The organism is Pseudomonas sp. GD03903 (assembly GCF_029840045.1).
Classification (GTDB): domain Bacteria; phylum Pseudomonadota; class Gammaproteobacteria; order Pseudomonadales; family Pseudomonadaceae; genus Pseudomonas; species Pseudomonas pseudonitroreducens.
In genome coordinates this window covers 248,851-271,653 of sequence record NZ_JAOCBT010000007.1, presented here as the reverse complement: position 1 = coordinate 271,653, position 22,803 = coordinate 248,851, and the positions used below count along the sequence as shown (strand labels likewise).

Annotated in this window: 21 protein-coding genes; 12 read left to right on the top strand and 9 right to left on the bottom strand. The window is 64.2% G+C overall.

The window, feature by feature from the left end; all coding sequences use genetic code 11:
- The first annotated feature begins 85 nt into the window (after nt 1-85).
- The gene (locus N5C91_RS14010; protein WP_279830157.1) at nt 86-958 is read left to right on the top strand and encodes a LysR family transcriptional regulator; all 873 of its coding nucleotides are present in this window, start codon (nt 86-88) and stop codon (nt 956-958) included.
- Between the two features lie 3 nt (nt 959-961).
- On the opposite strand, the gene N5C91_RS14005 is transcribed toward N5C91_RS14010, so the two are convergent.
- The gene (locus tag N5C91_RS14005) at nt 962-2,311 is read right to left on the bottom strand and encodes an MFS transporter (protein WP_279830156.1); all 1,350 of its coding nucleotides are present in this window, start codon (nt 2,309-2,311) and stop codon (nt 962-964) included.
- A gap of 311 nt (nt 2,312-2,622) precedes the next feature.
- On the opposite strand from N5C91_RS14005, the gene N5C91_RS14000 reads away from it, so the two are divergent.
- Nucleotides 2,623-3,168, top strand: coding sequence for an RNA 2'-phosphotransferase (locus N5C91_RS14000; RefSeq protein ID WP_236175467.1), 546 nt, complete (start codon nt 2,623-2,625; stop codon nt 3,166-3,168).
- A 7-nt stretch (nt 3,169-3,175) separates the two neighbouring features.
- Here the strand turns inward: N5C91_RS14000 and N5C91_RS13995 are convergent, their stop codons facing one another.
- The 6 genes from N5C91_RS13995 to N5C91_RS13970 all read right to left on the bottom strand — a co-directional run bounded on the left by N5C91_RS13995 (nt 3,176) and on the right by N5C91_RS13970 (nt 8,630).
- Nucleotides 3,176-4,018, bottom strand: a complete 843-nt coding sequence (locus N5C91_RS13995) for an IclR family transcriptional regulator (RefSeq protein ID WP_054907667.1) — start codon at nt 4,016-4,018, stop codon at nt 3,176-3,178.
- 270 nt (nt 4,019-4,288) lie between these two features.
- A complete protein-coding gene (gene zapE / locus N5C91_RS13990; protein ID WP_279830155.1) occupies nt 4,289-5,368 on the bottom strand; it encodes a cell division protein ZapE in 1,080 nt (359 codons plus the stop codon).
- A complete protein-coding gene (gene pcaG / locus N5C91_RS13985; RefSeq protein ID WP_279830154.1) occupies nt 5,358-5,963 on the bottom strand; it encodes a protocatechuate 3,4-dioxygenase subunit alpha in 606 nt (201 codons plus the stop codon). The genes zapE and pcaG overlap by 11 nt, the downstream gene beginning before the upstream one ends.
- A gap of 12 nt (nt 5,964-5,975) precedes the next feature.
- Nucleotides 5,976-6,695 (bottom strand): protocatechuate 3,4-dioxygenase subunit beta, encoded by a 720-nt coding sequence (gene pcaH, locus N5C91_RS13980; protein ID WP_279830153.1) that lies wholly within the window; start codon nt 6,693-6,695, stop codon nt 5,976-5,978.
- 117 nt (nt 6,696-6,812) lie between these two features.
- Entirely contained in the window at nt 6,813-7,742 is a 930-nt protein-coding gene (pcaQ, locus tag N5C91_RS13975) for a pca operon transcription factor PcaQ (RefSeq protein ID WP_279830152.1), read from the bottom strand.
- Nucleotides 7,743-7,748: 6 nt separating this feature from the next.
- Nucleotides 7,749-8,630 (bottom strand): helix-turn-helix domain-containing protein, encoded by an 882-nt coding sequence (locus tag N5C91_RS13970; RefSeq protein ID WP_279830151.1) that lies wholly within the window; start codon nt 8,628-8,630, stop codon nt 7,749-7,751.
- Nucleotides 8,631-8,735: 105 nt separating this feature from the next.
- Between N5C91_RS13970 and pobA the strand changes: the two genes are divergently transcribed.
- The 8 genes from pobA to N5C91_RS13930 all read left to right on the top strand — a co-directional run bounded on the left by pobA (nt 8,736) and on the right by N5C91_RS13930 (nt 17,877).
- A complete protein-coding gene (pobA, locus tag N5C91_RS13965) occupies nt 8,736-9,920 on the top strand; it encodes a 4-hydroxybenzoate 3-monooxygenase (protein ID WP_279830150.1) in 1,185 nt (394 codons plus the stop codon).
- A gap of 531 nt (nt 9,921-10,451) precedes the next feature.
- Nucleotides 10,452-10,808, top strand: a complete 357-nt coding sequence (locus N5C91_RS13960) for a hypothetical protein (RefSeq protein ID WP_279830149.1) — start codon at nt 10,452-10,454, stop codon at nt 10,806-10,808.
- Between the two features lie 183 nt (nt 10,809-10,991).
- Nucleotides 10,992-12,902, top strand: coding sequence for a di-heme-cytochrome C peroxidase (locus tag N5C91_RS13955; RefSeq protein WP_279830148.1), 1,911 nt, complete (start codon nt 10,992-10,994; stop codon nt 12,900-12,902).
- Nucleotides 12,903-13,232: 330 nt separating this feature from the next.
- Nucleotides 13,233-14,387 (top strand): catalase family protein, encoded by a 1,155-nt coding sequence (locus N5C91_RS13950; protein ID WP_279830147.1) that lies wholly within the window; start codon nt 13,233-13,235, stop codon nt 14,385-14,387.
- A 59-nt stretch (nt 14,388-14,446) separates the two neighbouring features.
- The gene (locus N5C91_RS13945) at nt 14,447-15,067 is read left to right on the top strand and encodes an HNH endonuclease signature motif containing protein (protein ID WP_279830146.1); all 621 of its coding nucleotides are present in this window, start codon (nt 14,447-14,449) and stop codon (nt 15,065-15,067) included.
- A 149-nt stretch (nt 15,068-15,216) separates the two neighbouring features.
- On the top strand, nt 15,217-15,909 hold the full coding sequence (locus N5C91_RS13940; RefSeq protein WP_236175478.1) for a hypothetical protein: 693 nt from the start codon (nt 15,217-15,219) through the stop codon (nt 15,907-15,909).
- A 328-nt stretch (nt 15,910-16,237) separates the two neighbouring features.
- Nucleotides 16,238-16,744: a BRO family protein gene (locus N5C91_RS13935; RefSeq protein WP_279830145.1), complete on the top strand. Its 507-nt coding sequence runs from the start codon at nt 16,238-16,240 to the stop codon at nt 16,742-16,744.
- A 62-nt stretch (nt 16,745-16,806) separates the two neighbouring features.
- Nucleotides 16,807-17,877 carry a hypothetical protein gene (locus N5C91_RS13930; protein ID WP_279830144.1) on the top strand — a complete coding sequence of 357 codons (1,071 nt, stop codon included), beginning with the start codon at nt 16,807-16,809 and terminating at the stop codon, nt 17,875-17,877.
- A 600-nt stretch (nt 17,878-18,477) separates the two neighbouring features.
- Here N5C91_RS13930 and N5C91_RS13925 read toward each other — a convergent pair.
- A complete protein-coding gene (locus tag N5C91_RS13925; RefSeq protein WP_279830143.1) occupies nt 18,478-19,035 on the bottom strand; it encodes a hypothetical protein in 558 nt (185 codons plus the stop codon).
- Between the two features lie 235 nt (nt 19,036-19,270).
- Between N5C91_RS13925 and N5C91_RS13920 the strand changes: the two genes are divergently transcribed.
- Nucleotides 19,271-20,188, top strand: a complete 918-nt coding sequence (locus N5C91_RS13920) for a hypothetical protein (RefSeq protein WP_279830142.1) — start codon at nt 19,271-19,273, stop codon at nt 20,186-20,188.
- A gap of 256 nt (nt 20,189-20,444) precedes the next feature.
- Here N5C91_RS13920 and N5C91_RS13915 read toward each other — a convergent pair whose 3' ends face one another.
- Nucleotides 20,445-21,158, bottom strand: coding sequence for a hypothetical protein (locus N5C91_RS13915; protein WP_236175483.1), 714 nt, complete (start codon nt 21,156-21,158; stop codon nt 20,445-20,447).
- Nucleotides 21,159-21,417: 259 nt separating this feature from the next.
- Between N5C91_RS13915 and N5C91_RS13910 the strand changes: the two genes are divergently transcribed.
- The gene (locus N5C91_RS13910; protein WP_279830141.1) at nt 21,418-22,656 is read left to right on the top strand and encodes a tetratricopeptide repeat protein; all 1,239 of its coding nucleotides are present in this window, start codon (nt 21,418-21,420) and stop codon (nt 22,654-22,656) included.
- The last annotated feature ends 147 nt before the right edge of the window (nt 22,657-22,803 follow it).

Below are 22,803 nucleotides of genomic sequence, written 5' to 3'. Positions count from 1 at the left end.
TCTTTTCGCGATTGACGAAGGATTGCGCCGGGGCCTGTAGCCAGTCCAATATCGATGCCGTCTTGTTGCATACCCTGGAGGTATCATGGAGCTGCGACACCTGCGCTACTTCCGCGAAGTGGCCGGCACCCTCAACTTCACCCGCGCCGCCGAGCGCCTGCACATCGCCCAGCCGCCGCTGAGCCGGCAGATCCAGCAGCTCGAGGAGCTGCTCGGCGTGCCCTTGCTGGAACGCGGCCGGCCGCTACGGCTGACCGACGCCGGACGCTACTTCCACGAGCAGACCGTCACCCTGCTGGCGCAGTTGGAAAGCATCTGTGAGAGCACCCGGCGCATCGGCCGTGGCGAGCGCCAGTGGTTCGGCATCGGCTTCGCCCCGTCGACGCTGTACGACGGCCTGCCCGAGCTGATCCGCGAGTTGCGCGGCGACGCCGGGCTGGAATTGGGGCTGCAGGAAATGACCACGGTGCAGCAGGTCGAGGCATTGAAAAGCGGGCGCATCGACATCGGCTTCGGGCGCATCCGCATCGACGACCCGGCGATCAGCCAGATCGTCCTGCGTGAGGAGCCGATAGTCGCCGTGCTGCCCGCCGGGCACCGTCTGTTGGGCCACCCAGTGAGCCTGGAGCAGCTGGCCGGCGAGGACTTCGTGCTCTACCCCGCCAACCCACGCCCCAGCTACGCCGACCATGTGCTGGCGCTGTTCGCCAACCATGGCCTGAGCGTGCGCGTGGCGCAGTGGACCAACGAGTTGCAGACCGCCATCGGCCTGGTCGCCGCCGGCCTTGGCGTGGCGCTGGTGCCGGCGTCGGTGCAGCAACAGCACCGCGCCGACATCGGCTACGCCACGCTGACCGATGCCGAGGCAGTCTCGCCGATCATCCTCAGCCTGCGCCGCGGCGATGTCAGCGCGCCGTTGCAGCGCTGCCTGCAACTGATCGGCGCGCCGCTGCCGTGAGGATCAGGTAGCGTCGGCGTGGCTCACCAGCCCCTTGATCAGCACCGCCGCAGTGGCAATCGCAGCCGGCAGCATCAGCGCAGTCAGTACCTGCTCGAAGTTCCAGCCCAGGCCCAGCAGGGTTGCGCCGATCCAGGCGCCGAGAATGGCGCCGAAGCGGCCGATGCCAAGCATCCAGGACACCCCGGTGGCGCGTCCCTGGGTCGGGTAGAAGCGCGCGGCGAGAGACGGCATGGCCGACTGCGCGCCGTTCACGCACATCCCGGCAGCCAGCACCAGGGTCGCCAGCAGCGTGACGGTGCCCAGGCTCTGCCCGACGAAGTAGGCGAACACACCTGCCAGGCAGTAGAAGATGCCGATGACCTTGTGCGGGTTGAAGCGGTCCATGGCCCAGCCCACTGCCACCGAACTGAGCACCCCGCCGAGCTGGAACAGCGCGCCGATGAAGGCGGCCTGCTCCATGCTCGCGCCGGCGTCACGCATCAGCGTCGGCAGCCAGCTGGTGAGCAGGTAAACGATCACCAGGCCCATGAAGTAGGTCAGCCACAACAGCAGGGTTCCCGCGCTGTAGGTGCCGGAGAAGATCACCTTGAACACATTGCGGCTCTGCACCGTCTTCTGTTCCGGCACGCTGAATTCGCGAGCCGTGACCACTTCGCCCGGAGCAATCGGCGCCAGTACCCGCTTGACCCTGTCCGCCCCGCGATTGCGCACCACCAGGAAACGCGCGGACTCCGGTAGCCATACCAGCAGCACCACCGCCAGCAGCAGCGGCAGTACGCCGCCGAGCAACAGCAGGCTGTGCCAGCCATACGCCGGGATCAGCTTGGCAGAGACGAACCCGCCCGCCGCCATGCCGAGGTTGAAACCGCAGAACATGCTGGTCACCAGCAGCGACTTGAGGCGCTCGGGGGTGTACTCCGAGAGCAGCGTGGTGGCGTTGGGCATTGCCGCGCCCAGGCCGATGCCGGTCAGCAGGCGCAGCGCCATCAGCTGGTCGAGGTTGCTGCTGTAGGCCGAGAGCAGGCTGAACAGGCCGAACAGGAATACCGCTACCACCAGCACACCCTTGCGCCCGAAGCGGTCGGCCAGCGGGCCGGAGCCCAGGGCGCCAAAGACCATGCCGATCAGCGCGGCGCTCATCACCGGGCCAAGGCTGGCGCGGTCGATGCCCCAGTCCTGGGTCAGCGCCGGGGCGATGAAGCCCATGGCGGCGGTATCCAGGCCGTCGAGGAAGACGATGAGGAAGCACAGCAGGACGATGCGGCACTGGTACAGCGACAACGGCTGGGCATTGATGAAGGACTGGACGTCGAGGGTGCCGGCAGCGGGCACGTGGGCGGAACTGGTCATGCGAAGACTTCCTGCGAAGGCGTCGTCGCGGGAAAGCCGGCTGGATCGCCCTGCACTCCCGCAAGCTGGACAGGAATGAGGCGCGAGCCGGTGGACGCACGGACCGGCGGATGGGGCAGGCACACAGGGGCCATGGCTGACGCTCATTGTTGTTATTGCCCGTCCGGCTGAACGGGTCGAGCAACAGTACGAAGAGACGTTCAGCCGATCAATTCGATAATCGCCACTGTGGGCGGTTAGCGAACGGGATTACGGCCCGCAGCGCGTCACTGGTTAGAATGGCCGCGCACCCGGGAGATTCAGAGGAAGAAATGAACGACAACGAACGGAAATCGATCAGCAAATGGCTGTCACTGATCCTGCGCCACAGTCCGGAAACGGCAGGTTTGACGCTGGACGCCAATGGCTGGGTGGCGGTCGAGGAGCTCCTGCGCAAATCAGCCGACAAGGGGCATCGCTTCAATCGCGGAATGCTCGAAGAGGTCGTTGTCACCAACGACAAGCAGCGCTTCGCCTTCAGCGACGACGGCCTGCGCATCCGCGCCAACCAGGGCCATTCGGTCAGCGTCGATCTGCAGCTGGAGCCCTGCGAGCCGCCGGAAGTGCTCTACCACGGCACGATTCCCGCCTCACTGGCGGCGATCCTGCGTGACGGTCTGAAACCCATGAGCCGCCAGCACGTCCACTTGAGCGCCGACCGCGAGACGGCCGAGCGCGTCGGCTCGCGCCGAGGCAAGCCGACCATCCTCGTGGTCCGCAGCGGCCAGATGTGGCGTGACGGCCAGCGCTTCTATCGCTCGGCCAATGGCGTGTGGCTGGCGGAGGCCGTAGCCCCCTCCTACCTGGAACAGCGCTGAGCAAAACTCAGTGGAACAGCCGCGTGCCCAGCTCGCGGCTGGCTTCCAGCAACACTGGCAGGAAGCGCGTTTCCAGCTCCTGGCGCGACACCCGGCCGGCGTGGGTGCCGACGTTCAGCGCGGCCAGCACCTGGCCGGCGGAGTCCTTCAGCGGCACGGCGATGGAGCGCAGGCCGACTTCCAGTTCCTGGTCGATGATCACCCAGCCCTGCTGGCGGATCTCGGCGATGCTCGCGCGGAGCATCTCCGGGGTGTGCACGGTGCGGCTGGTCTTCACCTGCAGGTCGGCGTGGGCCAGGTAGTCTTCCAGTGCTTCGTCATTCAGCCCGGCAAGCAGGATGCGGCCCATGGACGTGCAGTAGGCCGGCAGCCGGCTGCCGACGCTCAGGTCCACCGAGATCAGGCGCTGCGGCGTGGCCGAACGGGCGATATAAAGAATCTCGTCGCCCTCCAGCGTGGCCATCGAGCAGGCCTCGTGGAGTTGCTCACTGAGGCGGTCGAGGATCGGCTGCGCGGTGACTGCCAGCGGCGTGGACGACAGGTAGGCGTGGCCTAGCGTCAGCACCTTGGGCAACAACGAGTAGGTACGCCCGTCGGAGGTGACGTAGCCCAGCTTCATCAGCGTGTGCAGGCAGCGGCGCACGGCGGCGCGGGGGATCTCGGTGCGGTGGCTGATCTGCGCGATGGTCAGGTGGCGTTTGCGCTCCTGGAAGGCATGGATCACCGCCAGGCCGCGGGCCAGCGAGGTCATGAAGTTCGGGTCGCCGGTGAAGGCCTCGATGCGCTTGGCGGGCGAAGCGATGATCGGCGGCGCAAGAGGCGGCAGGCTGGCACGGGGGGCGTCGGTCATTGTTGTTGTCCTGGCAGGCGAATGCCGGGCGATTATCGACACCCGCGGGCGATTATCGCAACACGGACGGCCGATTATCGAACAGAGCTTATCGCCACCCCGCGCCACCAGCGTAGGGCGCATAACGCGCCAGCGTTATCCGCCGTCCGGAGGCCGGTGCATCTGTGTCGACCTGGGTTCGCGAGCAAGCTCGCTCCTACAGGTGGGATCGGAGCGATCTTCGTAGGAGCGAGCTTGCTCGCGAACCAAAATAAACAGCCGCACAAAGGCCTAAAGCGGCTCCAGCTTCAACTGCCGCAACCGGCTCAGCGTTCGCGAAAAGTCCAGCGCCGCGCCGCCCGCCGCCAACTCGTCCAGCGACACCGTGGCGAACAATTGCAGCCTCAGCTGCCGGTCGTAGGCGATATCGATGAAGTTGAGGAAGCGCATGCTCACGTCCGGCGGGTAGTCCGCCAGCGGGCCAAGGCCGCTCACCGCCATACGCGGGTAATGCTCGATCAGCCACAGATAGTCGCTGGCCGAGCGCGGGCGTTCGAACATTTCGCTGAAGTCCATCCACGCGCAGTGATCGTCATGGGCATGCACCTTCAGCGGGTGGTGATTGACGCTCAAGACCTCGTCGAACTTCGCATCTGCAGCCAGCCCCAGGCGCGAGCCGATCAGCTCCCGATCATCGGCGCGGGCCGGCCAGAGGAAGCTGCCCCACTCCTCCAGCGACGTGCTGTGCTCGCGGTAATCCTGGCCGGCATCCACCGAGATCACGTCGAAGCGTTTTTCGATCAGCTCGATGGCCGGACGGAAGCGCTCGCGATACAGCGGATTCGGACAGAGGTTTTCCGGCTCGTAGTTGGACGTACAGACCAGGCCTACGCCTTCGTCCACCAGCACCTTCAGCATCCGCCCCAGGAGCATGGCATCGCCGATGTCGTGCACGTGGAATTCGTCGAAGCACAGCAGCCTGGTTTCTTCGGCGATGGCGCGGGCTACGCGCACCAGCGGGTCAGACTGCCCGGTGATCGCCAGCATGCGGCTCTGCAATTCCTGCAGGAAGGCGTGGAAGTGCACGCGGCGCTTGGCCTGTGTCGGCGCGGCGGCAAAGAACTGGTCCATGACGAAGCTCTTGCCGCGCCCGACGCCGCCCCACAGGTAGACGCCCGCCACCGGCTTGCGCAGGAAGCCATGGCGACCGGCGAGGAAGTCGTCGAGCCAGGTGGCGAGGTGGTCCACCGCCGTCACCTGGGCTTCGTCCGCCCGGTAGCCGCGCTCGTCGAGCGCGGCCGCGAAGTGCCGCCGAACGCGGTCGGCGACCGGCTCGGCGGATGTCTCATGTAGTCGTGTGTCAGAAGTCAAAGAACACCGTTTCCGCATTTCCCTGGACGCGGATATCAAACCGGTAAGCGAGCCTCCCGTCCACCTCGCAACGCTTTGCAATGAGGGTTTGCCGACGTTCGGGCTGCTCGATCAGGTTCAGCACCGGGTCCACGGTGTTCGCTTGCGCCTCGTCTTCGAAGTACAGGCGCGTCTGCAAATGCAGGTTGATGCCACGGGCGAACAACGAGATGTTGATGTGCGGCGCCATGGGCACGCCGGCGGCATTCTTCACCACACCGGGCTTGATGGTCTGCACCTGCCACTCGCCGGCATCGAAGGTCGTTGCCGTGCGTCCGAAGCCATTGAAAGGCTTTTCCAGATCGTAGGCAGTGTCATACACGCCTTCGTGATTCGCCTGCCACAGCTCCAGGAAGGAATCGCGGATCAGGTGGCCGTTGCCGTCATACACATGGCCGATCAGCAGGATGTGTTCGCCGGGCGCGTCGGGCTTGGCCATCTCGCTCCAGATTTCCTGGTCACGGGCCGGATTGCCGGCGGCGGCCAGCGCCAGGCCGATGTGCACGTAGGGGCCGGCGGTCTGCGAGGGGGTTTCCGGCAGCAGTTCGATAGGCATGGTCGGTCCTCCTCACTTGTTCTCGAAATGGGTCTTGCGCTGGCCACGCAGCACGATATCGAAGCGGTAGGCCAGGCAATCCATGGGGTTGGCGTTGCTCATGTCGAGCTTGGCGATCAGCGATTCCACCGCGTCCGGGTTGGCGATGGATTTGACGATGGGGCACATCGGGATCAGCGGGTCGCCCTCGAAATACAGTTGGGTAATCAGCCGCGTGGAAATCGACGGGCCGCTGATGGAGAAGTGGATGTGCGCTGGGCGCCAGTCGTTGGGGCCGTTACGCCAGGGGTACGGGCCGGGCTTGATGGTGCGGAAGATGTAGCGTCCTTCGCTGTCGGTCAGCGCACGGCCGACGCCGCCGAAGTTCGGGTCCAGCGGTGCGAGGTAACGGTCGTTCTTGTGCCGATAGCGGCCGCCGGCGTTGGCCTGCCACATCTCTACCAGGGTATGCGGCACAGGCTTGCCATACTGGTCCATGACCCGGCCGGACACGATGATGCGCTCGCCGATAGGCAGGCCACCGTGGTCGAAGTTGAGCAGCAGGTCGTTGTCGTGCTCGCCCATCTTCAGGTGCGAAAAGTCCGGGCCACTGGTTTCGGAAACCGATTGCGGAATGCTCACCAGCGCCTGGCGCGGGGAGCGGGCGATGGAAGTCTTGTAGTCGGGCGTCAGGGCTTTGGGGTGCCAGTTTCGGTCACGAATGACGAAGCGGCTGTTCTCCGCGTCGGACATGTCGGTCTCCTCTTGTTGGATTTATAGGAGCCTGGTGCATCAGGCAGTGCGACGGAGTGTCGCCTGCTGATCCGACATGGAAAACTGAAAAAAAGCCCTCAATCCATAACCATATGGTTATGGATAACTTCCCTCGCGGTATGCCTCCCCCACCTCGCGCAGCACCTCCAGGCACCAGTGCGCACCGAGGGAAACCGGCAGTGTCGAGTTGCTGCAAACCCCCACCGAACCGCCCGGTTCCTGCACGTCCAGCGGCAGTTCGAACATCTCGCCGGAGCGCAGGTCCAGGCGTACCGAATCCAGCGGGGCGATCCACAGCGCATCACTGGTCAATACATAACGGCGGCTGAGCACCGTGGACAGGGTTTCCAGCCTCTGGCGCGGCTGGCCGAGGCCGCTCTGCAGCAGCAGGCTGTCGGCGAATTTGCGGATGGTGGTACCCGCCAGCGGCAGCACCAGCGGCCAGTCGTCCAGCGCCGAGGGCGGCAACGGGCGGCCCAGCAGCGGGTGCCCGGCACGGGCCACCAGGGTCATGGATTCGCTGTACAGGTGCTCGAAGGTCAGGCCCTGGATTTGCGGGCTCTCGGTCATCCGACCGACTACCAGGTCCAGCTCGCCCACGCGCAGTTGCGAGAGCAGGTGCGCACTCGGGCCGGTGACCACACTGACCACCAGCGCCGGGTGACGCTCGTGCAGTCGGCGCACCACCTCCGGCATCAGCAGGCTCTCCACGGTGGAGAGCACGCCCAGGCGCACCGCACTGGAGGCGTACTCGCCGCCGCGCAGGCTGTTCACCCCATCGCGCAACGCCTGCACGCAGGGGCCGGCGTAACGCAGAAAGGCCACGCCCGCCTCGGTCAGGCTGGCGCCGCTCTTGCCGCGCTCGAACAGGCTGGCTTCGAGCAGGTCCTCCAGCTCCTTGAGCGTCTTCGAGATGGCCGGCTGGCTCACCGCCAGGGCATCCGCCGCGCGGGCCAGGCTGCCCTGGCGGGCCACTTCGAGGAAGCACACGAGATGGCGGAACTTGATACGCGAATCGATATTCATGGCAGCTCAACGCAGCTCGCGAAACGCGCGGGGCGAGACCCCGGCGTAGCGCTTGAAGAATCGGGAGAAGTACGCAGGTTCGGAGAAGCCCAGGCTGTCCGACACCTGCTGGATGGTCATGGCGGTGTACACCAGGTTGCGCTTGGCCTCCAGCAGCAGGCGCTGGTGGATCAGCTGCAGCGCCGACTGCCCGGCCAGGCGCCGGCACAGCGCATTGAGGTGTGCAGCGCTGATGCCCAGCGCCGCCGCGTAGCGTTCGATGGGCCGATGTAGTCGGAAATCCTGCTCCAGCAGGCGGGAAAACGCCTGCACATGCTCGACGCCGCGATCCTGCTGGCTCGCCTGGGCGCGCGCCTGTTCCAGCGCGCGGCGACTGAGCCAGACCAGCAGCAGGTTGAGCAGCGACTGCAGCACCAGGTCGCGGCCCGGCGCCTGCCCGGCGTACTCGCGCTCGATGGATTCGAACAACCCATCCAGGTGACGCTTGCCCTCGCCCACGGTGAAGCATGCCGGCTGCTCCAGCACCGGGCTTTGCAGCAGGCCACCGAGCTGCTCGGCCAGCGGCAGACCCATGCTCAGCACCCGGCCCTGCACGTCCTCGGCGAAGCGAAAACCATGCACAGCCAGCGCTGGCGTGACCTGCAACGACGCCTCGCGGACAGGCATCACCTGCCCCTCCACTTCCAGCTCCGCCGCGCCGGACTGCACATACAGCAATTGCACCAGGTCGCCATGGCGATGCGGGCGGATTTCCCAGTCATGCAGGCGACTGCGTGAGGCGATCGACTCGCAGTGGATCAGGTCCGGCGTCGGCCAAACCGTCGTTTCGCCATACAGGCGGAACACCGGGACCGGATTGTCAGCACGTTGTTCGATCACCGCCCGCATCCATGAAAAGTCCAAGAAGACTATTGGAAATTACCTTCAAAGGCCGATCTCATCCACAAAAAATGCAGGGGACAAAAACAACAGCGCTCTCCAAGGAGCCACTCCATGAAGACTCAAGTCGCCATCATCGGCGCCGGTCCTGCCGGCCTCCTGCTGGGCCAGTTGCTGCACAAGGCTGGCATCGAAAACGTCATCCTCGAACGCCAGACACCCGACTATGTGCTCGGCCGCATCCGCGCCGGCGTTCTCGAACAGGGCACCACCGATCTGCTGCGCGAAGCCGGTGCCAGTGCACGGATGGACGCCGAAGGCCTGCTCCACGATGGCTTCGAACTGGTCCTGAATGGCCGTCGCGAACGCATCGACCTCAAGGCCCTCACCGGTGGCAAGCAGGTGATGGTCTACGGCCAGACCGAAGTCACCCGCGACCTGATGCACGCCCGCGCGGCCAGCGGCGCGATGAGCGTGTACGAAGCGGCCGATGTGGGGCTGCATGACGTGACCAGCGAAAAGCCCTACGTCACCTTCACTCACCAGGGCGAAACCGTACGTCTGGACTGCGACTACATCGCCGGCTGCGACGGCTTCCATGGCATAGCCCGGCGCAGCATCCCCGACGAACGCCTGAAGACTTTCGAGCGCGTCTACCCCTTCGGCTGGCTCGGCCTGCTCAGCGATACCCCGCCGGTCAACCACGAACTCATCTACGCCAGCAGCGAACGCGGCTTCAGCCTGTGCAGCCAACGCAGCGCCACCCGCAGCCGCTACTACCTGCAGGTGGGGCTGGAGGAAAAGGTCGAGGAGTGGTCTGACGGGCGTTTCTGGGACGAGCTCAAACGCCGTATTCCCGAAGACGTTGCGCGCCAGTTGGTCACCGGGCCGTCGCTGGAAAAGAGCATCGCCCCGCTGCGCAGCTTCGTGGTGGAGCCGCTGCAGTACGGCCGCCTGTTCCTCGTCGGCGACGCCGGCCACATCGTCCCGCCCACCGGCGCCAAGGGCCTGAACCTGGCCGCCAGCGACGTGAACACGCTGTACCGCATCCTGCTCGGGGTCTACGGCGAAGGCCGAGTCGATCTGCTGGAACGCTACTCGCCCATCGCCCTGCGGCGCATCTGGAAGGCCGAGCGCTTCTCCTGGTGGATGACCTCGATGCTGCACCGCTTCCCCGACAACGACGCCTTCACCCAGCGCATGCTCGAGACCGAACTGGACTACTTCCTCGGCTCCGCGGCGGGCCGCACGAGCATTGCCGAGAACTATGTCGGGTTGCCGTTCGAGGACGTCGCCTGACGGCGCTTTCCCAGGCATGTAGGGCGCATAACGCGCCAGCGTTATCCGCCGCTCAAGTGCAGGCGGATAACCTGTTCCAGGTTATTCGCCCTACGACGCTGGAGCACCCAAGTATGTGACCAGCTACAACAGGTGAATTCTGGGCTCGGGCCGGCCCTCACCCTCTCCCAAAGGGTGAGGGTGCCGTCCGTGCCGGCTGGCGTCGAGGTTTCATCCTGCACCGAACGGTCCCCTCTCCCGCTCGCGGGAGAGGGTTAGGGTGAGGGGCTCTTGATCTGGTAGGAGCGAGCTCGCGAACAGAGGCTCGCTGGGAGCTCCCCTGCGGGGCGGTTCGCGAGCAAGCTCGCTCCTACAGAAGGCATCGCGATCTATCCTTACCCTCCAGCCACATCGCTCGCCGCGACACCGCCGGAGGCCGCCATCGACCCGGACGAAGCCAACTTCCTCAGCTACCTGCTCGCCGAAAGCGGTGACGGCGACGCGCGCGCCTTCGCCACGTTGTACCGCTGCACCGCCCCGCGCCTCTACCCCTTGGCGCTGAAGCTGAAGGACGATCAGACGCAGGCCGACATCCTGCTGGTCGACACCTTCCTCCACGTCTGGACCGACGCCGACCGCTACCACCCCACGCGCATTGCCGCGCTGGACTGGATGATCGCCCTGCTCTACCAGCTCGCCGGCCACCCTTCCCCGCCACCCAGCGATGAACCCTGGCCGGAACTGCCGCCACCAGACGAACTCTGGCCAGCCATCCAGATGCGGATTCCCGACGACGAGAACGACAGCCCCGGGCTGCGCTGGCCGCTGATCATCGCCAGCGTGGTCGGCGTGCTGATCGGCGCGGCGATCTGCCTGAGTCTGCTGCTGGAGCTGCGCCCCGCGACTTAGGCGTTCGGCTGAAAGACGATGGCTGCCACCGCACATCCGCTCTCCGTAAATCCGGAAACTCCCCGCCACACCGCGTAACACGCCATAAAAACCCTGAATTCCGTACGGCATCACCTTGCCAAGCCGCCGCGTACTTGGCATAAACGTCCGATTCTTTTTCGCACATATAACAAGGAAGTTTCGATGCGCATTCTTGGACGCGTCCTACTTGCAGTTCTGCTGCTGCTCTTGCTCGTCGGCGGCGTCATCGCCTGGTACACCGCGCATCCCAATCTGCCGGAATACACCCCGCCGCAGAAGATGATCCACCTCGAGGAACAGTGGTCGAAACAGGACCGCGAAACCTACTACTACACGCCCCAGGGCACCCAGGTGAAAGGCCTGCGCTACGACTGGTTCACCCACCTCGAGCAGCCCTTCTCCAAGGACAAGTTCGCCAGCCCGGAAAACCTCGCGCGCTTCGGCTTCCTCATCGAGCCCGAGCAGATCGGCCGCGCTGCCGACGACACGCTGGCTGCCACCGCAAAGAATCCCGGCAACCTCCCCGTGGGCTTCGCCCGCCACCAGGACGGCGAGACCGGCGCCTGGTACCTGGACATCACCTGCTCCGCCTGCCACACCGGCGAACTGCGCTACAAAGGCACCGCCATCCGCATCGACGGCGGCGCGGCCATGCACTCCATCGCCTCCACCGTGCCCACCCTGCGCGGCGGCGCGTTCGGCCAGGCGCTGGGCGCCAGCCTCGCGTCCACCTACTACGTACCGTGGAAGTTCGACCGCTTCGCCCAGGGCGTACTCGGCGATCGCTATCCCAAGGGCAAGGCCGCCCTCAAGCGCGACGTGCGCAACGTGCTCGGCACCCTCGTCTCCACCGCCTGGAACGACACCCACCGCGGCCTCTACCCGACCCTGGAAGGCCCCGGCCGCGCCGACGCCTTCGGGCGCATCGCCAACAGCGTGTTCGGCGATGGCATCGACGCCTCCAACTACCGCGTCGCCAACGCCCCGGTGAACTACCCGCAGGTGTGGGACATCTGGAAATTCGACTGGGTGCAGTGGAACGGCTCGGCCATGCAACCCATGGCGCGCAACATCGGCGAAGCCCTCGGCGTCGGCGCCACCCTGCGCATGTTCGAGAGCGACGGCAAGCCGGTGATGGGCGATGAGCGTTACGCCTCCAGCGTGCGCCTGCGCGACCTCTACACCCTGGAAGAAACCCTCAAGCACCTGAAGCCGCCGGCCTGGCCGAAGGAAGTCTTCGGCGAAATCGACCTGAAGAAGGCCTCCCAGGGCCGCGCCCTGTTCCAGGCCAACTGCGTGTACTGCCACGGCCCGCACATCAAGGCTCTGGGCTCCGCCGACACCATCGCCGAGAAGCGCGTCCCCGAATGGGCGATGAAGATGGTCCCCACCAGCGAAATCGGCACCGACCCGACCACCGCCGACAACATCGCCGACCACACCTTCGACGTGCGCCCGCTGAAGCTCAAAGTGGAAGAGCTGCAGAACATGAACGTCGTGCTGATCCCCAAACCCGACGCAGCGCTGGACCTGTCGAAGATCTCCGCCGCCAAGGGCCTGGCCTACGTCACCGCCTTCGTCGAGCAGCGCGCTTACCGTGACGCGCACATCGGCCCGGAACAGCAGCAGGAAATGAACGGCTACGGCCTGCCCATCGGCGTGCGCGAACTGCGCGCCTACAAGGCCCGCCCGCTGGACGGCATCTGGGCTACCCCGCCGTTCCTGCACAACGGCTCGGTGCCCAACCTGTTCCAGATGCTCTCCCCGGTGGCCGAGCGCGACGCGCAGTTCTGGGTCGGCAGCTTCGAGTACGACCCCAAGTTCGCCGGCTACCGCACCGAGCGCTTCCCCGGCGGCTTCCTCTACAAGACCAGCGTCACCGGCAACAGCAACCGCGGCCACGAATTCCGCGACGGCTGCCGGAAGGACGGCGTCATCGGCCGCGCCCTGTCGCCGGAAGAACGCTGGGCGCTGGTGGAATACCTGAAGGTGCTGGGCAACGCCGAATACGAGAACAAACTCGACCCGAACGTCCCCACCCCACCGTGGACGCCCGGGCCGAAGTGCGAATGACCGGCCCGAGCCGAACTGCTCTTCGTTTTTTTGTAGGAGCGAGCTTGCTCGCGAACCCACCCAGCGCCAACTCCGCCGGGTAACCCGTTCGCGAGCAAGCTCGCTCCTACAAGTGAAGCCAACTCCTCACACCGATCCGCCCCCTCTCCCTCTGGGAGAGGGCTGGGGTGAGGGCCAGCCGCCCGCTCCCAAGCACCACCGAATCACCGAACCCATCCCCTCTCCCCTCAGGGAGCGGGCCAGGGAGAGGGAAACGCCCCACAGCAAGCCCCCACGGGCCAGGGAACGGAATCCCCTCCAGAAAAAGAAAACATCAAAGGACCCCGTGCCATGCGCTCCCTGCTCACCCGAATCTGGCTCTTCCTCGGCAAATGGCTCGGCCGTCTGCTGCTCGCCGTCGCCGCCATCGGCCTGCTCGGCTGGGGCATCGGCAGCCTCTACTACGCCTGGAAATTCTCCGGCCCCGTTTCCGCCCAGGAAGAAATCCCGCCGGGCGAAGCCCAGCTCACCCAGGCCATCATCGAAGACGCCGTGCGCATCGTCGAACAGCACCGCGACAACACCCGTGTGCTGCGTGACGCCCACGCCAAGGCCCATGGCTGCTTGAAGGCCGAGGTCACGGTCGCCAGCGACCTTGCCCCCGGCCTGCGCCAGGGCGTGTTTGCCGAACCGGGGCACAAGTGGGAGGCCATGGTCCGCTTCTCCAACGGCAACGCCTACCCGCAGTTCGACAGCGCCCGCGACGCCCGCGGCATGGCCATCAAACTGCTCGACGTGCCCGGCGCCAAGCTGATGCCCGGCAAGGGCCACGACACCGAACAGGACTTCGTCATGTTCAACCACCCGGTGTTCTTCGTCCGCGACGTCGCCGAATACCGGCAGAACTTCGCCGCCCAGGCCAGCGGCCAGAAGGTCGCCGCCTTCTTCCCCAGCTGGAAGCCCAGCACCTGGGAAATCCGCCACCTGGTCATCGCCCTGCAGACCCTCGCCCCCGCGCCCGACAGCCCCTTCGAAACCGGCTACAACGGCATCGCGCCGTACAAACTGGGCGAGGCGAACAACATCAAGTTCCGCGTCATCCCGCAGACCGAAGGCTGCCCGGCCTACCAGCTACCCAAGCTCAACGAAAAGCTGCCCAACTTCCTGCGTACCGCCATGTACCAGCAGCTCTCGGTCGACCGCGTCCCCGCCTGCTTCGCCCTGCAAGTGCAGAAACAGGACCCGAGCAAATACATGCCCATCGAAGACACCAGCGTCGAATGGAGCGAATCCGACGCCCCCTTCCAGACCGTCGCCACCGTCAACATCCCGCCCCAGGACTTCGACAGCCGCGAGCAGAACATCGCCTGCGACAACATCTCCTACAACCCGTGGCATGCCCTGCCGGAGCACCAGCCGATTGGCGGTATCAACCGGTTGAGGAAGGCGGTTTATGAAGCGGTGAGTGCTTATCGGCATCAGCGCAATGGGGTAGGCGGGGAATAGTCCCGTCCAACTCACAGAGACGCAGTAACTGAAATTCAGCGGCAAAAAGTTGGCGATAGATGACGTTTCACGATTGGTTGATTGCCCAAGGCAAAAGCCCCAAGACCATCAAGCATTACACCGGAGCCATCGACGGGCGCCTACAAGGGATGGCTACGCATTTCAATAACGGCGACTTCTCGCTGGGCGATATCAAGACCAGCAAAGCATTCGCCGAAACTTGCCAGATGTTCGATCCAACTGAGCAAATCCTGCCGCTCAACAAACGCGGGAAGGACATGTATCGCCGCGCTCTGGTGATGTACGCGGAATATCGGCACAGCTCGCTGAACGAAGCCGCGCTCGCCCAAGATGACTTCCTGCAATCCGTGCAGAAAGCACTTCAAGACTCAACCGAGCAGCGACGGGGCCGTCTGGCAAAAGCCCCAAAGAAACCGAGCAAGAAAACCGTCCGTACGGTGGTGTTTAACCGCAACCCTGATGTAGTCGCCGAGGTATTGCTACGTGCAGAAGGGCATTGCGAGAACTGTAAGGAGCCTGCCCCCTTCAAGCGAAAATCGGACAGTTCACCCTATCTAGAAGTACACCACCGAATACCGCTCGCCCAGCACGGGGACGACACGGTTGAGAACGCCATTGCGCTTTGCCCCAACTGTCACCGAGAAAGGCATTTCGGCTAAAGCCCTCGCAAACTCACTGCCCAATAGTGCATCTATCGAATGACCAAGGACCGTTCATGAACAGCCTCCTACGCACCTCTCTCCTACCCTTGACTACTGCTCTGCTACTCCCGATTGCTAACGCCCACGCAGCCCAGGAGTACTTGGTGATGGCTCCGTTGGAGGAAGTGCGGCACAAATGCGATAACGACCTGCCCCGCCTCGGAGTCGGATGCACCCTCGACGGCAGCCCAATCGGTGGCGAGGCACAGTGGATCAAGGTCACCGAGAATCTCTCGCAGGACGAGTGGGCCGCTGGGGTGACCGTTAGCGCCGTGCTTCAACTCACAACACGCACTACTGCCAACGGAATCCCGTACCTCACCGCCACCAGCTACCAGATGACCAACCAGGCGCCAAAACAGAAGGAAACTCGCTTTGGCAGCACTTTCTGGAAGGCCATCCGCGCCCAGGTGTATAGCAAACCGATCGAAGACCCAGTCTCCGTGCAATACCTGAAGGATGCCAACGACAATCCCACCTCGGAACAACTGGCTGCCCGCGACTTCGCCGCGAAGGACGCCGAAGCGCGCCAGTACGCCGCGTCCCCCGAAGCACAGCGCAATATCTCCGCCGACTTGATCCTTGATTGCGATCTACGGATCAAGGAAGCGCGCGAAACCATTACTTACGAGAAGAAGGTGGGCGCGACTTCCGGCTTCGTGAACAAGTTGAATCTGCGCCAGGCGGGCGAACAGATCGTGCAGTGCCAGGAGGACATGAAAGAGTACTGGAGTGACTACAAGAGCAACGGCGGCAAGTCGCGCAACATCGAACAACTAAGGGCTGAGCGCGCGAATTGAACGTGAGACTGGAGCAAGCCCCACAACTTTCACGAACGAAATGGCTGCAGCATCGACTGCAATACTGAGACAGGCAATGCAGTTTCGCCCCGAGGTGGACTGTGCCCATCGCGTTTCTTGTTTGCGTCAGTTTCTTCCCTCTATCGTTCACCCGCCCCGTGATAAAGCGGGGCCGGGATTAGCAGCCCGAAACCCTAGAGACAATCGCCGATCTGTATCGGCGGCCCAGCCAATTGGGCCGTCCACCGGAACGCGGCGTGTTGGTTCATGTGGCTGCTGATCCAACATCGTCCGTAGGTGGTCTGCTCGTACTAGAGATGCAACTGAAATGGACGATTCATCCCTGCCCACCCCACTCCCCTTCCTCCGCAATCGCCGCACTCTACGCGCCCTGTTGATCGACGATCAGGTCTGGTTCCTCCTCTCCGATTTCTGCCACGTGACCGGCTATACGCACGAAGACCGCCTGGCCATGCGTATGGCCGACGACCAGATTCGCCAGGAACGGCTGCTGACCGAGGACGGCCTGGAACTCGACCAGGTGCTGATCAGCGAATCCGCCGTGTACCAGGCGCTGGTGCTGTTCAACGTGCCGGACTACGGCTCGCTGCGGCGCTGGATCAGCGGCACGGTGGTGCCGCAGGTGCGCAGCCAGTTCAAGGCCAGCGGCCCACGCCATATGCAGCTGCAGTTCGAACGGCAGTGCCTGCGGGTGCTGGATTGGCAGGACGATCTCTGGGTGAGCTTCGGCGATCTACCGCGCGTGCTGGGCGGGCGTTCGCCGATTGCCGGGCGCACGGGTTGGCGCGGTTGGGCAAAGCGGTTGCGGATGTAGGGCGTATAAGGCTCGACGCTATACGCATTGGCCTGAGGCCAAAGGCCGCGTCGAACTTGGCAATGACGAGCGCGGTGCAGGGCGTACAACAGCGAACGGTTATACGCCCTGCAAAGCTGCTGGCCTGCACCTGGCCCGGAGCGCTCTTTCCGAAAGAGCAACATGGCCTAGACTTTCCGGGGTTGAAAACGAAGCGCTGGCAGTTGTCTATTTCCCGGTGCTACCAGGTGGATATCTTTTCCAAGGAACTGGATATGCCCGTACCACTGCAGGACAAAGCACTCTTTGATCGCATAACGCTTGCAAATCGAGTTATTGCAGTTGTTCAAGCACTGCTGGGTAATACGCCGCTGAACCGCCGAGGCAGGCTTAATAATATTGACAAGCTGACCGTTGATGTTCTCGGCGACATGCAGGTCTTTTATCAAGTCATAGAAGTCCGAAATTATTTATATGGCCGCAGCAATACCAATCGAACCCAGGCTGCGCGCCAGCGACATGAGCAACGTGTCCAGAATGGTCAGATACGAAGGACGTACGACCCAAGCAATCCGGCGCACCGACCCAATGTAGTCATGGGCTCGCTGTCCGTTGAGGGGCGCAAGGGGATGTGCCAGGAGTATGCATCCCTGACGTATGCTCTTTTACGGCACCTGCTGCCGGCGACAGACCAGGTCTGCTATGTCTATGAAGCGGATATCAAGCACTTCTTCTGCACGATAGGAGATCACGACCAACGCGCAGCCAATCCACTGGGCCTGATCGTGGTGGACTCGTGGTACACCTGGGCAGAGGCGGTACTCTGGGAACATAGTAGTCACAAGGCTAGCCAGTACGGAGGCTCAGCTATTTACTGCAAACCCGGCAAAGGTGATGACAATTTTCTCAACAAGGAAGTGAATACCGCACTGGCTCTCCGCCTGATCGCCGAATCGCGTCATGGTTATGTTGGGCGCAAGGCAGAAGTGAACTTCAACGCAGAAATACAAGGCTTGGTAAATTCGGTTGACCGACTTCCGAAAAGTAATGAGACACTGCATATTCACGATCGAAACCAATACCCAGGACATATGTCAACTTTTGCGAAATCAGATACCTATGTGGGATATACCTATATCAAGCCGACACAGTAACTTGGACATTATTTAATTCACCAATCGCGGCGGCGGGTGAACGATGGGTATCGCTTCGCTCCACGCCATCCTACGTAGCAGCAAGGCGTTGCCCCGATGTAAGGCGAATGCAGAGCCCGTTGGCGAGGACGTAGGGCGCATAACGCGGCACGCGTTATCCGCCGCTCGGAGTGGCGGCAAGCGGTTCGCGAGCAATAACGATGGCGTCCCCCTCGCTCCTACAGGGAAACGTTGTTCGTAGGATGGGTGGAGCTTGCGATACCCATCAGCCTTGATGACGGGTGAACGATGGGTATCGCTTCGCTCCACGCCATCCTACGCAGCAGCAAGGCGTTGCCCCGATGTAAGGCGAATGCAGAGCCCGCCGGCGAGGACGTAGGGCGCATAACGCGGCACGCGTTATCCGCCGCTCGGAGTGGCGGCAAGCGGTTCGCGAGCAATAACGATGGCGTCCCTCTCGCTCCTACAGGGAAACGTTGTTCGTAGGATGGGTGGAGCTTGCGATACCCATCGGCCGTGGTGACAGGTGAGCGATGGGTATCGCTTCGCTCCACGCCATCCTACGGGGCGGCCAAGGCGCTGCCCCGAAGCATGGTGAACTCAGAGCCGGCCAGTCAGTTTGAGGACGCTGAAAACCAGTCCGCCGATGGTCATCGCGGCCGAAAGGATGGTGCCGAGGATCAGCGGGACGAAGGTGGCTGGCGAGACGTAGGGCGAGACTTCCAGCTGGAAGCCGGGGCGGATGTGTTCCGGGGTCAGGCAGGTGATCTGGTAGTCGCCGGGCTCGCTGCAGTTGAACTCGCCCAGAGGGTTGCTGGAGTTGCCGCCCATGTCGCTGCGCCGCACGCTGAACAGCTTGAAGCGGCTGTAGCACTGGTACGGCACAAGCTGGCCAGTGGCGCACGCGGTGATAGCGAAGTCGGCGGAGAAATAGGCGCTGCCGGTGACCACGGTGAAGGCCGGGAAGACGATGTTGATGACGTAGCGCCCGGCGCGGGGCAAGGCGACCGTTTGCGGGCGCGTGGCGTCGGCCCAGCGCTGGCGCACGTCGGGGAAGATGATGCGACGCAACCGACCGATGCAGCGGATCAGCCCGTAGCCGCCCAGCAGCATCAGCAAGGGGGCGCCCCATAACAGGCTGGTGGGTTCGAAGGTCATGGTCGCCCTGTGCGGTCAGGTGGATTGAAGGCGTGCGAAAACTATAAGCCACGCCGCTCCCCGAGCTTGCAATCTGCGGCGCCACGCGGGGCCTATCCTGCAATCTGCATGACCGGCAGCCGATGCCGCTTTTCAAGCCATTGATAATCCAGAACTTATTATTTTGTTACAACTGGCACAACCGCTGCACTGAAGTGATTGGGGTTTCCACCTCTCTGACACGGAGCAGCCAACAATGATTACAACGACCGATGCCTACGCCACTGCCGCCGTGGACACCTCCGATCACTCGGGAGTGTCCTGGGCGGCGGTGTTCGCCGGAGCCGCCGGGGCGGCGGCGCTGTCCCTGATCCTGATCATCCTGGGTTTCGGCCTGGGCTTTTCCGCGGTGTCGCCCTGGCCGGGCGATGGCGCGACGTTCAAGCAGATAGGTGTTTCCACCATTGTCTGGCTGATGCTGACGCAGGTCCTGGCCTCGGGCCTGGGCGGTTATATCGCCGGGCGCCTGCGGGCGCGCTGGGCGACGCTGCATGACGATGAGGTGTACTTCCGCGACACTGCCCACGGCTTCCTCGCCTGGGCCGTGGCGACGCTGGTGACCGCCACGCTGGTGGTGGGCTCGGTGAGCAGTATCGTCGGCGGTGGCCTGCAGGCCGGGGCTTCTGCGGCAACCACCGCCGCCGCTGCCGCGGGTTCGAACGCCAGCGCCAGCCGCACGGACGATGGCTCGGCGTACTTCATCGACATGCTGTTCCGCGATAACCGCCCGGTGGCTGTCAGTGACGACGCCGCCCATGCCATCGCCACGCGCATCTTCCTGCGCGGCCTGGCCGACGGGCAGCTGAGCGCGGACGATCGCAGCTATCTGGCCCGCGTGGTGGCCCAGCGCACGGAGATCAGCCAGGCGGAAGCCGAGCAGCGCATCGACCAGGTGTTCGCCGCGGCGCAGCAGGCCAAGCTGAAAGCACAGCAAGCAGCCGATACCGCCCGCAAGGTGGCCGCCGCCTCGGCGCTGTGGATGTTCGTCGCCCTGCTCTGCGGCGCCTTCTTCGCCAGCTTCCTGGCCATCCACGGCGGCCGTCGCCGCGATGCGGTGGTGCTGCTGACCAATACCCGCACCCTGCACTCCACGCAATCCCGTCCTGCCCACTGACCGGAGGCACACCATGCGGTCGATCCTTCTGTATTTCCTCGGCGTTCCAATCCCGATCATCATCCTGATCGCGCTGTTCTGGCACTGATTGCGGCCCGATGGCGCCCAAGCAAAAGCCGCCCTCCCGGGCGGCTTTTTCGTGGGGCAACCCCAGGGTCGGTTCGGGTTCGCGGGCAGGCGCGCTCCTACAGCCCAAACCTATCCGTCTGGCGAAGGCGGGAGTGGTATCGCGATACGCCACGCCGTTCTACTGCGCTCAGCCGCAGGAGCCGTCCATGGTCTGCTGGCTTTCACGGATGATGCGCTGGCCTTCGTCGCGCAATTGCGTCCAGGTGGGGATTTCGTGGCAGAGCTCGGCGACGCGCACGGTCATCTCGCCCACCTTGTGCATCGCCTTCGCCGAACCACAGATGCCGAGGTCCTGGCTATTGGCCTCCTGGCCGAGCCGCTCCATGTAGGCCTGGCCCTTCTGCTGCGCGGCCTGGCAGCCGCCGGAGAGGTCGACCGCCGCGACTTCGGCGGAAACCGCCGCGCCGTCCGCACCCTGGCCGGCGACGGCTGACGCGGCCGGAGCGTCGGCCTGCACCAGTTGGCTGTTGTTGAACACGCCGCTGGCGGTGGTGCCATCGGGGTAGCGGTATTTGCCGTGACCGCTGAGCGCGCCGTTCTGCAACTCGCCTTCATAGCGATCGCCTTTGGCCCACTGGATCACCGCCGGGCCGTTGAAGCTGCCCTTGCGCATGGTGCCTTCGGTGGTGGAGAACACCTGCCCGTCCACCAGCGACAGGAGGATGCCCTTGCCGTCGGCGAAGCCTCCGGTGCACTGGCCGGACCAGATGTAGCTCGGGTTGGCGCGCTGGCTGTTCCAGTCCTGCACCTGGCAACCCTTGTCAGTCCTGGCGAACTCGCCGGCCAGGCACGCTGTACTGACCTGCACGGCGAGCAGGCTCGCCAGTCCGATGCGCTTCATTCGATCACCCGCTGAAAGAGTCCGGGGCCTGATGGCTTCCCTGCGGGCGAAAGAATAGTGGCGTACCGATATCGCCGCTAGGGAGAGGCGGCAGGCGGTACGGGAGAGACTTCATACTTATCGCCGCCATACGCGGGAATTTTCCGATAGAGCCCTCTCTCCCGGCTCCCTAGCCTTGCGCTCCATGCGATCGAAGGCGTGCGAGCTGCTCATCCCGTGCAGGAACCACCGCCGCCCACCTGCCCTGGAGAGCCCCTGCATGTCTGCCGTCGAGAAGAAGTTCAACAAGCTGGCCGCCACCTTCCGCGCCGCCCTGGCGGCGGGCAATTATCGCCAGGGCCGCGATGCGGCGCGCCAGGCGCTGCAAATCTCGCCGAAGAATCCCACTTTGCTGGCGGACTACGCCCTGTGCCTGATGCGGACCAAGGACTACGAACAGGCCTACAAGACCTACCTCAAGCTGCTGCACACCCTGGGGGAGGACAAGATGCCCGGCACCGCGCTGGATGGGCTGACCGAAGCCTGCGGCTGGCTGAAGCGCGACGATCTGGTACGCCGCTACGGCAACCTGTCGCTGAGCGTGGCGGACCGCAAGTACAGCCAGTTCCCCGCCTACCCGCTGCCCGATGCCCCACCCCCGGCATTCGATGGTGCGCACCCGGAGCGCAACCTGATCGTCTTCTCGCTGTTCGGCGCGCGCCCGCGCTATTGCGAGAGCGCGCTGGAGAACGTGGTGGCCGCGCGTGATCTGTTCCCCCAATGGCGCTGCCGCTTCTACGTGGACGACTCGGTACCGGCGGCGGTACAGGCCCGCCTGCGCGAGGCCGGCGCACAGGTAGTGCAGGTGGACGAGGCGACGCGCGCGGCGGTCCCGCCGACCATGTGGCGCTTCCTGGTGATGGCGGACAGCGACGTAGCGCGCTTCCAGGTACGCGACGCCGATGCGCTGCTTTCCGAACGCGACCGCGCAGCGGTGGAAGCTTGGCTTGAGAGCGGCTTCTGGTATCACCACATGCGCGATTACTTCAGCCACACCGAGCTGCTGCTGGCGGGTATGTGGGCCGGCTGCCACAACCCGAACCTGCCGGGCATCCGCGAGTTGATCGCCCAGTACCTGAAAGAGGAAGAAGCACACCAGCGCTTCGCCGATCAGTATTTCCTGCGGCGCAGCCTGTGGTCGACCATCCGCCAGAGCCTGCTGAGCCACGATGACCTGTTCGGCTTCCTCGATGCGCAGCCCTTCCCGCCGCACGAGCCGGTGCGCTGGCGGACGGAGTCGTTCCATGTGGGCTGCAATGCCAGCTACCAGGGCATCAAGGTGCGCAGCCAGTTGAAGGATGGCGAGTTGCAGCCCTGGGGCCTGTTCGATGACCAGGGCTCGCTGCTCTGCCGTTACGAATCACCGGTGGCCAGGGGGCATTGGGACGAGTTTCTGCCGTACTTCCTCTGCGAGGCCATTACGGCCGGCCGCTATACGGTGCGCAGTCTGGCGAAGTGAGGTGTTCTCGGCGCGAGCGCGTCGCGTGCAGATCGCGGGCATGGCCAGTTCCTGCAACGAGGTCGGACACCCGCAGGATGGGTGGGGCCAACGCGATTCTCATGCTGCCCGTGCACCGGATAGACGGGTATCGCTGTGCTCGGCGCC

Coding starts and splice junctions, on each gene's coding strand:
- N5C91_RS14010 (WP_279830157.1), top strand. CDS start 86: ATGGAGCTGCGACACCTGCGCTACTTCCGCGAAGTGGCCGGCACCCTC.
- N5C91_RS14005 (WP_279830156.1), bottom strand. CDS start 2,311: ATGACCAGTTCCGCCCACGTGCCCGCTGCCGGCACCCTCGACGTCCAG.
- N5C91_RS14000 (WP_236175467.1), top strand. CDS start 2,623: ATGAACGACAACGAACGGAAATCGATCAGCAAATGGCTGTCACTGATC.
- N5C91_RS13995 (WP_054907667.1), bottom strand. CDS start 4,018: ATGACCGACGCCCCCCGTGCCAGCCTGCCGCCTCTTGCGCCGCCGATC.
- pcaG (WP_279830154.1), bottom strand. CDS start 5,963: ATGCCTATCGAACTGCTGCCGGAAACCCCCTCGCAGACCGCCGGCCCC.
- pcaH (WP_279830153.1), bottom strand. CDS start 6,695: ATGTCCGACGCGGAGAACAGCCGCTTCGTCATTCGTGACCGAAACTGG.
- pcaQ (WP_279830152.1), bottom strand. CDS start 7,742: ATGAATATCGATTCGCGTATCAAGTTCCGCCATCTCGTGTGCTTCCTC.
- N5C91_RS13970 (WP_279830151.1), bottom strand. CDS start 8,630: ATGCGGGCGGTGATCGAACAACGTGCTGACAATCCGGTCCCGGTGTTC.
- pobA (WP_279830150.1), top strand. CDS start 8,736: ATGAAGACTCAAGTCGCCATCATCGGCGCCGGTCCTGCCGGCCTCCTG.
- N5C91_RS13955 (WP_279830148.1), top strand. CDS start 10,992: ATGCGCATTCTTGGACGCGTCCTACTTGCAGTTCTGCTGCTGCTCTTG.
- N5C91_RS13950 (WP_279830147.1), top strand. CDS start 13,233: ATGCGCTCCCTGCTCACCCGAATCTGGCTCTTCCTCGGCAAATGGCTC.
- N5C91_RS13945 (WP_279830146.1), top strand. CDS start 14,447: ATGACGTTTCACGATTGGTTGATTGCCCAAGGCAAAAGCCCCAAGACC.
- N5C91_RS13940 (WP_236175478.1), top strand. CDS start 15,217: ATGGCTCCGTTGGAGGAAGTGCGGCACAAATGCGATAACGACCTGCCC.
- N5C91_RS13935 (WP_279830145.1), top strand. CDS start 16,238: ATGGACGATTCATCCCTGCCCACCCCACTCCCCTTCCTCCGCAATCGC.
- N5C91_RS13930 (WP_279830144.1), top strand. CDS start 16,807: ATGACGAGCGCGGTGCAGGGCGTACAACAGCGAACGGTTATACGCCCT.
- N5C91_RS13925 (WP_279830143.1), bottom strand. CDS start 19,035: ATGACCTTCGAACCCACCAGCCTGTTATGGGGCGCCCCCTTGCTGATG.
- N5C91_RS13920 (WP_279830142.1), top strand. CDS start 19,271: ATGATTACAACGACCGATGCCTACGCCACTGCCGCCGTGGACACCTCC.
- N5C91_RS13915 (WP_236175483.1), bottom strand. CDS start 21,158: ATGAAGCGCATCGGACTGGCGAGCCTGCTCGCCGTGCAGGTCAGTACA.
- N5C91_RS13910 (WP_279830141.1), top strand. CDS start 21,418: ATGTCTGCCGTCGAGAAGAAGTTCAACAAGCTGGCCGCCACCTTCCGC.